The sequence below is a fragment of the Kitasatospora sp. MY 5-36 genome (genome assembly GCF_001182915.1).
GTDB lineage: Bacteria > Actinomycetota > Actinomycetes > Streptomycetales > Streptomycetaceae > Kitasatospora.
On record NZ_LFVW01000514.1, the window covers coordinates 1 to 8,301 of the forward strand.

Annotated in this window: 9 protein-coding genes; 2 read left to right on the forward strand and 7 right to left on the reverse strand. The window is 71.8% G+C overall.

The window, feature by feature from the left end:
- On the reverse strand, positions 1-1,394 hold a 1,394-nt coding region (locus AE652_RS28675; protein WP_049656680.1), incomplete at its 3' end, for an LCP family protein.
- 126 nt (positions 1,395-1,520) lie between these two features.
- Positions 1,521-1,985: a MarR family winged helix-turn-helix transcriptional regulator gene (locus tag AE652_RS28680; RefSeq protein ID WP_049656682.1), complete on the reverse strand. Its 465-nt coding sequence runs from the start codon at positions 1,983-1,985 to the stop codon at positions 1,521-1,523.
- A gap of 124 nt (positions 1,986-2,109) precedes the next feature.
- Between AE652_RS28680 and AE652_RS28685 the strand changes: the two genes are divergently transcribed.
- Complete coding sequence (locus tag AE652_RS28685; protein ID WP_049656683.1) at positions 2,110-3,138, forward strand: NADP-dependent oxidoreductase; 1,029 nt, start codon at positions 2,110-2,112, stop codon at positions 3,136-3,138.
- 363 nt (positions 3,139-3,501) lie between these two features.
- A complete protein-coding gene (locus AE652_RS28690) occupies positions 3,502-3,996 on the forward strand; it encodes a DUF3145 domain-containing protein (RefSeq protein WP_049656686.1) in 495 nt (164 codons plus the stop codon).
- Between the two features lie 97 nt (positions 3,997-4,093).
- Here AE652_RS28690 and fabF read toward each other — a convergent pair whose 3' ends face one another.
- The 5 genes from fabF to AE652_RS28715 all read right to left on the reverse strand — a co-directional run.
- Entirely contained in the window at positions 4,094-5,359 is a 1,266-nt protein-coding gene (gene fabF, locus AE652_RS28695) for a beta-ketoacyl-ACP synthase II (protein ID WP_049656688.1), read from the reverse strand.
- A gap of 186 nt (positions 5,360-5,545) precedes the next feature.
- On the reverse strand, positions 5,546-5,791 hold the full coding sequence (locus tag AE652_RS28700) for an acyl carrier protein (protein ID WP_049656691.1): 246 nt from the start codon (positions 5,789-5,791) through the stop codon (positions 5,546-5,548).
- Between the two features lie 75 nt (positions 5,792-5,866).
- Positions 5,867-6,898, reverse strand: coding sequence for a beta-ketoacyl-ACP synthase III (locus tag AE652_RS28705; RefSeq protein ID WP_049656693.1), 1,032 nt, complete (start codon positions 6,896-6,898; stop codon positions 5,867-5,869).
- Positions 6,895-7,848, reverse strand: a complete 954-nt coding sequence (locus AE652_RS28710; RefSeq protein ID WP_049656695.1) for an ACP S-malonyltransferase — start codon at positions 7,846-7,848, stop codon at positions 6,895-6,897. Before AE652_RS28710 ends, AE652_RS28705 begins: the two co-directional genes overlap by 4 nt.
- 91 nt (positions 7,849-7,939) lie before the next feature.
- On the reverse strand, positions 7,940-8,301 hold a 362-nt coding region (locus AE652_RS28715; protein WP_049656697.1), incomplete at its 5' end, for a CdaR family transcriptional regulator.

Below are 8,301 nucleotides of genomic sequence, written 5' to 3' on the forward strand. Positions count from 1 at the left end.
CTCGGGGCGGCCACCGCGTCGATCCGGGTGCCCGCCCCGCGGTAGTCGGCGCCGAGGGTGACGGTGATCGCCCCCGAGCCGGGCTCCTCGACCGCCTTGGCGCCGGGGAAGAGCGCCACGACCTGGTCGGCGACGGCCTTCAGCGCGGGGTCGTAGGAGACCTGGGTGGCCTGCTGCCCGGGGGAGTTGGGGCCGAGGGTGATGCTCCGGAAGCCGCGCGCCTTGAGCGTCTCGGCGCCGGAGCCGGCCAGGCCGGGCGTGCCGACCCCGTTGACCACGGTGATCGGCGCCGCGGCCTGCTCCGGGGTGAGCGGCGTGGCCGGGGCGGCCGGGGCCCCCGGGTCGGCGCCGGGGGAGGAGGTCACCTGGCCCGTCCCGGAGGTGCTCTGCCCGTCCAGGGTGCGGTCCTCGCGCAGCAGCTTCCAGAGCGCGTCGGCGTCCGGCTGGACCAGTCGCACCCGCTCGCCGGCGAAGCGCCAGGGGGCGGTGACGAAGGAGACGTCCGAGAGCTTGATGTCCTGGATCGAGCGGGCGAAGTCCACCAGCTTCATCGCGGTGCCGAGACCCTCGTCCACGGTGAGCGACTTGGTGGCCGCGTCGGCCAGCGGCAGCAGGGTGGGCAGCGAGAAGCCCTGGCCCTGCACCTTCTTGATCATCGACGAGAGGAAGGCCTGCTGGCGCTTCATCCGGCCGATGTCGGAGTTGTCGCCGATGCCGTGGCGCGCTCTCAGGTAGTCCACCGCGGACTGCCCGGAGAGCTTCTGGAGGCCCTTCTTGAGGTGTATGCCGAACTGGTTGACGTCGTTGGGCACGCAGGCCTCCACGCCGCCCACGGCGTCGGACATCGCGGCCGCGCCCTTGAAGTCGACCACGACGGTGTGGTCGATCCGCAGCCCGGTCAGCTTCTCGACGGTGTTCTGGGTGCAGGCCGGGTTGCCGCTCTCCGCCAGGCCGACGGTGAAGGCGGAGTTGAACATCTGGTCGTTCTTCGGCGTCGTCCAGCTGCCGTTCGGCAGCTTGCAGGACGGGATGGTGACCAGGGTGTCGCGGGGGATCGAGACGCCGACGGCGTGCTTGTGGTCGGCGTAGATGTGCACCAGGATCGCGGTGTCCGAGTGGCCGACGCCCTCGTCGCCGCCGCCCAGCGAGTCGTTGCCCCCGTCGCGGGTGTCCGAGCCGAGCAGCAGCACGTTGACCGGCACCTGGGCGCCGGGGCTGGCCGGCACGGCGGCGGGCGGGCGCTCGGTGGCGACGCCGCCCGGGTCGAAGGTGGTGATGTTGTTGTCCAGCCGGTGGTAGAACCAGGCTCCGGCACCCGCGACCGACAGCACCAGTGCGGCGGCCAGGCCGATGGCGGTCCGCAGGTAGCGGCGCCGACGCGCACTGCTGCTCATCCTCAGTGCCCCCCGTCTTCAGGTATCTCGCGTTCGATGTTCGATGTTCGAACGTTAGACGTTCCGGGAGGCGGTTCGGTTACCCCCCCGGGGCCAACGGACAGCCCCCGGGACCTGTGATGCTGGTCACGCGCCCGGGCCGGAGGCGCCCGCGAGCATCCTCCGGAGCAGGTCGCGCAGGGCCGTCCGCTCGTCCGGGCCGAGTGCGGCCAGCGGCTCGCGGGCGAAGTTGAGCGACTCGCGGAGCTCCTCGGAGGCGGCCGAGCCGGTGCCGGTGGCGGCGACCAGCTTGACCCGGCGGTCGTGCCGGTCGGCCTCGCGGGTGACGAAGCCGCGGGATTCGAGCCGGTCGACGATGCCGGTGATGTTGGAGGGCTCGCAGCTGAGCGTCTGGGCGATCTGGCGCATCGGCATCGGTCCGCGCCGCAGCAGGGCGAGCACCTTGGCCTGGGCGCCGGTGAGCGAGCGGGCGGCGGCGGCCTCCTCGTACTCGCGGTGGAACAGCGCGACCAGGTTGGCCATCAGGTCGACGGCCTCGCGGGTGATCTCGTCGGGCTGCGGCGTGGCGTCCTCGACGGGCTGGGTCTCCATGGTCAAAAGTCTACCTGAAAAGTTGACAGGGTGAACCTTTCATGCCCATCGTTACTTCAGTTCATCAACCTTTCATGTTGTGAACCGCGCCTGAACCCGCACCCGAACCCTCAAGGAGCCCCCGATGGCAGAGCAGGCCGCCACCCCCGCGACCGCCCGTGAATGGCACCTCGCCGCCCGCCCCCAGGGCTGGCCGGTGCCGACCGACTTCGCCCTGGTCGAGGCCCCGGTCCGGACCCCCGGCCCGGGCGAGGTCCTGGTCCGCAACGTCTACCTCTCGGTGGACCCGTACATGCGGGGCCGGATGTCGGACCGCAAGTCCTACGCGGAGCCGTACGAGCTGGACAAGCCGATGCTGGGCGGTGCGGTCGGCCGGGTCGTCGCCTCGCGGGCGGAGGGCTTCGCCGAGGGCGACTACGTCCTGCACTTCTTCGGCTGGCGCGAGTACGCGACGTTCGACCCCAGGACGGCTGTCAAGGTGGACCCGGACGCCGCGCCGCTCTCCACCTACCTGGGCGTGCTGGGCATGCCGGGGCTGACCGCGTACGCGGGGCTGACGCGGGTCGCCGGGATCAAGGCCGGCGACGTGGTGTTCGTGTCCGGTGCGGCCGGCGCCGTGGGCGGCATCGTCGGCCAGCTCGCCAGGCTGAAGGGCGCGTCGCGGGTGATCGGCTCGGCCGGCTCGGACGAGAAGGTCGAACTCCTGGTGGAGGAGTACGGGTTCGACGCCGCGTTCAACTACAAGAACGGTCCGGTCGCCGACCAGCTCCGGGCGGCGGCCCCCGACGGCATCGACGTGTACTTCGACAACGTGGGCGGCGAGCACCTCGAAGCGGCGATCGACTCGATCAACCTGCACGGGCGCATCGTGGTCTGCGGCATGATCTCGCAGTACAACGCCACCGAGCCCACTCCGGCCCCGCGCAACCTGGCGCAGATCATCGCCAAGCGCTTCCGCATGGAGGGGCTGCTCGTCGGTGACCACTACGACCTCCAGCCGAAGTTCGTCGAGGAGGTCTCGGCGTGGGTGCGCTCCGGTGAGCTGAAGTACCGCGAGACGGTGAGCGAGGGCATCGACGGCACGGTGGACGCCTTCCTCGGTCTGCTGAGCGGCGTCAACACCGGCAAGATGGTCGTCCGTCTGGACGGCTGACGATCCGTCAGGAGACCCGACCGCCCCGCCGCCCCCACCGGGCGGCGGGGCGGTCCGTCGTGTGCGGCCCGCGGTCGGGCGCGGGCGCCGCGGCCGCACTACCGCATTCCGTCCGGATCCGAAAGTGCGTCATCCATCCTGTGGCGCCTCGCGGTACGGTGGTCCCGCCGACGATGGGGCCGTTCGGGGGAGAGATCCGGCCGAGGGGTAGACCTCGTTGAGGATTCGACTAGCATTGAGCGAAAGCCTGTCCGTTTTGCTCAATTTAGTAGCTTAATGTCGGCTAACGTGAGTAACTGCGGATCAACTGCAGGCACGAGGCAGCTGGGGAAGGCGACCCTCGTCCACAGCCTGGAGGTCCCGGTGACGACACGTGGAGTTCTGTACGTCCACTCCGCGCCCCGCGCGCTGTGCCCGCACGTCGAGTGGGCCGTCGCGGGGGTGCTCGGTGTGCGGGTGAGCCTGGACTGGATCCGCCAGCCGGCCGCACCCGGGCACTGGCGTGCCGAGCTCTCCTGGCAGGGGGAGCCCGGTACGGCTTCGAAACTCGCCTCCGCGCTGCGCGGCTGGCAGCTGATGCGGTACGAGGTGACCAGCGAGCCCTGCGCCACGGCGGAGGGGGAGCGGTACAGCAGCACGCCCTCGCTCGGCATCTTCCACGCCGTCACGGGCATCCACGGCGACATCCTGATCCCCGAGGACCGGTTGCGCGCCGTCCTGCTGCGCGCCCGCAGCGAGGGCGCCGACCTGGAGGCCGAGATCGCCCGGCTGCTCGGCAAGCCCTGGGACGACGAGCTGGAGCCGTTCCGGTACGCGGGCGAGGGCGCGCCGGTGCGCTGGCTGCACCAGGTGGTCTGAGGCCGCCCCCCCGGGGGCAGGCGGACAGGGACGGACCGGACGGGTATGACGAAGGGGCCGGCGCTCACGGCGAGCGCCGGCCCCTTCGTCACGGGCGTCAGTGGGTGCGGAAGGCCAGCACCACGTTGTGGCCGCCGAAGCCGAACGAGTTGTTCAGCGCGGCGATCCGGCCCTCGGGCAGCTTGCGGGCCTCGTCGCGGACGATGTCGGCCTCCACGTCGTCGTCCAGCTCGTCCACGTTGATGGTCGGCGGGGCGATCCGGTGGTACAGGGCCAGCACGGTGGCGACGGTCTCGATGCCGCCGGCGCCGCCCAGCAGGTGGCCGGTCATCGACTTGGTGGCCGAGACGGCGATGTGGTCGAGGTCGTCGCCCAGCTCCTTGCGCAGCGCCTTCAGCTCGGCGGTGTCGCCCTGCGGGGTCGAGGTGGCGTGCGCGTTGACGTGCACGATCTCGGCCTTGTCCAGCTCGTTGCGCTCGAACAGGTCGGCCAGCGCGCGGGCCACGCCGGCGCCGGTCGGCTCGGGCTGGGCGATGTGGTGGGCGTCCGAGGACAGGCCCTGGCCCACGGCCTCGCAGTAGATCCGGGCGCCGCGCGCCTCGGCGTGCTCGATCGACTCCAGCACGACCACGCCGGCGCCCTCGCCCAGCACGAAGCCGTCGCGGCCCTTGTCGTACGGGCGGGAGGCGCGCTGGGGCTGGTCGTTGTTCTTGGACATCGCCATCATGTTGGCGAACGCGGCGATCGGCAGCGGGTGGATCGCGGCCTCGGTGCCGCCGGCCACCACGACGTCGGCGCGGCCGGTGCGGATCATCTCGATCGCGTAGCCGATCGCCTCGGCGCCGGATGCACAGGCGGAGACGGGGGTGTGCACACCCGCGCGGGCGCCGACCTCCAGACCGACGTTGGCCGCCGGGGAGTTGGGCATCAGCATCGGGACGGTGTGCGGGGAGACCTTGCGGGCGCCCTTCTCCTTCAGCACGTCGTACTGGTCGAGGAGGGTGGTCACGCCGCCGATGCCGGAGGCGATGACGGTGCCCAGGCGCTCGGGGGCGAGCTTGGAGGACTCGTCGGTGGCGGGGGTCTCGAAGCCCGCGTCGGCCCAGGCCTCGCGGGCGGCGATCAGCGCGAACTGGGCCGAGCGGTCCAGCTTGCGGGCCAGCGGGCGGGGCAGGATGGTGCCGGGCTCGACGGCGGTGCGTGCGGCGATCTTGACGGGCAGGTCCTCGGCCCACTCCTCGGTCAGGGCGACCACGCCGGACTTGCCGGCGACCAGGTTCTCCCAGGTGCTGGCGGCGTCGGCGCCCAGCGGCGTGAAGGCGCCGATACCCGTGACGACCACGGTGCGGTTTTCAGCGGTCACTGGTTTCTTCTTCTCTCACGTGTGCAGGGGTCGGCGGCGTGCCGAGGATGGGCCCGGCCGGGCGCCCCGGTGAGGGGGCGTCCCGGCCGGTGGGGGCGGTCGGGCTCCACGAGCCCGGCCGACCGGTCAGCCCCCGCCGGCGTACGGGACGCCGGGCGGGCTGGCCGAGTCGAACGACTCGATCGCTCAGGCGGCGTTGGCGAGGATGTAGTCCACCGCGTCGCCGACGGTCTTCAGGTTCTTGACCTCGTCGTCCGGGATCTTGACGTCGAAGCGCTCCTCGGCGGCCACGACGACCTCGACCATGGACAGCGAGTCGACGTCCAGGTCATCGGTGAAGGACTTGTCGAGCGCGACATCCTCGGTCGGGATACCGGCGATCTCGTTGACGATCTCGGCGAGACCTTCCAGGACCTCGTCCTTGGTAGCCATACTGGCTGCTCCTCTTCGGTGTTGAACGCGTCCGGCCGGCGGCCGGACACAGGCTTGTGGATTGGGCGAATGCGCCTAGGGGAGAGTAACGACTGCCGCGGCGTACACGAGACCCGCCCCGAACCCGATGATCAGGGCCAGGTCCCCGCTGTGGGCCTCACCGCTCTCCAGCATGCGTTCCATCGCCAGCGGGATGGAGGCGGCGGAGGTGTTGCCGGTCTCGGCGATGTCGCGGGCGACGGGCACCGACTCCGGCAGCTTGAGCGCCTTGATCATGGCATCCGTGATCCGCATGTTGGCCTGGTGCGGGATGAACGCGCCGAGCTGGTCGGCGGTGATCCCGGCGGCGTCCAGCGCCTGCTGGGCCACCTTGGCCATCTCCCACACCGCCCAGCGGAAGACCGGCTGGCCGTCCATCCGCAGGGCCGGCCACTTGGTCTCCTCGCCCGCGCCGTTGACGGCGTCGGACTTGGCGAAGGCGGTGTCCCAGGCCTCGGTCTGGGTGATCAGGTCGGCCTGCGAGCCGTCCGAGCCCCAGACCAGCTTGCCGATGCCGGGAGTGTCGGACGGGCCGACGACCACGGCGCCGGCGCCGTCGCCGAAGATGAAGGCGGTGGAGCGGTCCGACCGGTCGGTCAGGTCGCTGAGCCGCTCGACGCCGATGACCAGCACGTACTCGGCGTTGCCGCCGCGGATCATGCCGTCGGCCAGGCCCAGGCCGTAGCCGAAGCCGGCGCAGGCGGCCGAGATGTCGAAGGCCGGGGCGGTGCCGCAGCCGAGCCGCTCGGAGATCTCGGTGGCGATCGCCGGGGTCTGCTTGAAGTGCGAGACGGTCGAGACGATCACGCCGCCGATCTGCTCGGCGGTGATCCCGGCCTGGGCGATCGCCTTGCCGGCGGCCTGGACGGACATCTCGGAGACGGACTCCTCCGGGCCGGCCCAGCGGCGCTCGGCGATCCCGCTGCGGGTGCGGATCCACTCGTCCGAGGAGTCGATCCACTCCAGGACCTCGGAGTTGGGGATCACCCGGACCGGACGGTAGCCGCCGACGCCGAGGATGCGCGAGTACTGCGCGCCGCTCACCGGACGGATCTGGGGCTTGGTCATGCCTGGTTCTCCTGCTCCTGACCGCCGTGCTCCGCGACGAGCGCGCGGGCCTTGTCCAGATCGGCGGGGGTCTTGAGGGCGAGCGTGGCCACACCCTTGAGGTTGCGCTTGAGCAGCGCGGTGAGGGTGCCGGCCGGGGACAGCTCGATCACGGCCGTCGCGCCCAGCTGCCCGAGGGTCTCCATGCAGAGGTCCCAGCGGACCGGGTTGGAGACCTGCGACACCAGGCGGGCGAGGACCTCCGCGCCGGAGTCCACGACCGCGCCGTCCTTGTTGGAGACGTAGCGGACCTTCGGGTCGGCCACGCTGGTCAGGGTCGGGGCCAGCTCGGCCAGCCGCTCGACGCCCGGGGCCATGTGCTCGGTGTGGAAGGCGCCGGCCACCTTGAGGGCCACCAGCTTGGAGCGGGTCGGCGGGTCCGCCTTCAGCGCCTCCAGCTGGTCCAGCGTGCCGGCGGCGACGATCTGGCCGCCGCCGTTGTTGTTGGCCGCCGTCAGGCCGTGCTCGGCCAGCTTGGCCGCGACCTCCTCCGGCTCGCCGCCGAGCAGGGCGAGCATGCCCGTCTCGGTGACGGCGGCGGCCTCGGCCATGGCCCGGCCGCGCTCGCGCACGAAGGTCAGCGCGTCGTGGGCGGTGAGCACCCCGGCGCCGGCGGCGGCGGTGATCTCACCGACGCTGTGGCCGGCCACGGCGCCGACCAGCGCACGGGCGGCGTCCTCGTCCGGGAACAGCTCCCGGGCGGTCACCAGACCGGCCGCGACCAGCAGCGGCTGGGCGACGGCGGTGTCCTTGATCTCCTCGGCGGACGCCTCGGTCCCGGCGTGCACCAGGTCGAGCCCGGCGACCTCCGACCAACCGCGCAGGCGGTCGGCGACGCCGTCGAGCTCCAGCCAGGGGCTGAGGAAACCGGGGGACTGGGCACCCTGTCCAGGGGCGACGATTACGAGCACGGTTCAACCCTCTCTCGCCAGGCGCCCAGGGGCGGGTAGGCGACGGTAACGAAGAAAACCATCCGGGATTGTATGGTCCCTACACTCCGGCTCAGCCGGGCTCCCCGACGGCGTCCAGCCGGCCGAGGGCCAGTGCGATCCGCAGAGTGAACGCCGAACGTACGTCGGAGGGGGCGTACCCCGTGACGTCAGTCACACGTCGTAGCCGGTAGCGCACCGTATTCGGGTGGACGAAGAGCATCCGGGCCGCACCCTCCAGCGAGGAGGCCTGCTCCAGGTAGACACTCAGCGTCTCCAGCAGGGCGGAGCCGGCCTCGTCCAGCGGTGTGTAGATCTCCTCCACCAGCTGGCGGCGCGCGGCCTGGTCGCCGGCCAGCGCCCGCTCGGGCAGCAGGTCGTCGGCCAGCACCGGGCGGGGGGCGTCCGGCCAGGCGGCGCAGGCCCGCAGGCCGG

Coding starts and splice junctions, on each gene's coding strand:
- AE652_RS28705 (WP_049656693.1), bottom strand. CDS start 6,898: ATGACCAAGCCCCAGATCCGTCCGGTGAGCGGCGCGCAGTACTCGCGC.
- AE652_RS28680 (WP_049656682.1), bottom strand. CDS start 1,985: ATGGAGACCCAGCCCGTCGAGGACGCCACGCCGCAGCCCGACGAGATC.
- AE652_RS28685 (WP_049656683.1), top strand. CDS start 2,110: ATGGCAGAGCAGGCCGCCACCCCCGCGACCGCCCGTGAATGGCACCTC.
- AE652_RS28700 (WP_049656691.1), bottom strand. CDS start 5,791: ATGGCTACCAAGGACGAGGTCCTGGAAGGTCTCGCCGAGATCGTCAAC.